Origin of the sequence: Mycobacterium asiaticum (assembly GCF_001668675.1) — a bacterium.
Lineage (GTDB): Bacteria > Actinomycetota > Actinomycetes > Mycobacteriales > Mycobacteriaceae > Mycobacterium > Mycobacterium asiaticum_D.
Genome location: NZ_LZKQ01000266.1, coordinates 1 through 552 on the forward strand (window position 1 = coordinate 1; position 552 = coordinate 552).

2 protein-coding genes are annotated in these 552 nt (G+C 65.8%); one reads left to right on the forward strand and one right to left on the reverse strand.

What is annotated here, in order from left to right:
- Positions 1-282: TetR/AcrR family transcriptional regulator (locus tag A9X01_RS22375; protein ID WP_155772226.1), on the reverse strand; the 282-nt coding region annotated here is incomplete at its 3' end.
- Between the two features lie 82 nt (positions 283-364).
- Between A9X01_RS22375 and A9X01_RS31575 the strand changes: the two genes are divergently transcribed.
- On the forward strand, positions 365-552 hold a 188-nt coding region (locus A9X01_RS31575), incomplete at its 3' end, for a TetR/AcrR family transcriptional regulator (RefSeq protein WP_253849304.1).

The following is a 552-nucleotide window of genomic DNA, read 5'->3' on the forward strand; positions in this document are numbered from 1 at the left end:
TTCGACCCGGTCGACGATGTCACCCGGGCCCTGGGCGGCCTGGCGCAACCGCGGCATGGCGGCTTCGTCCCGCGTCGCGATCGTGGCCTTGATCAATTCGGCCTTGTTCGGAAAGTAGTTGTAGAGGCTGGCACTGGTGACATCGGCCGTGCGGGCGATTTCACGAATGGTGGCCCGCGAGTAGCCGGCCTGCGCGACACATCTCATGGTCGCGGCGATGATCCGTTCTCGGGTTTCCCCGCCGACGGCGCCGACGGGACGGCCCAACTGGCTACGCGTCATACGGGTCCTGTCCTGTCCTGCCGGTCGACCATGGTCGAATATATTCGACCGATCAATTAGTTCCGCCGTTCGGAGGTACCCGGTGACCGTCGGCTCCCAGCTCGGCCGGCCGGTCGGCGCCAGCGGTGAGCAGACCCGGCAACGCATCATCGCCGCAGCCATGCGCTGTGTGGCCGAGATGGGATATTCGCAGGCCTCGATCCGCGAGATCGCCAGGACCGCCGGCATGACCAGCGGCAGCCTGTACCACTACTTTCCGAACAAGGCCGA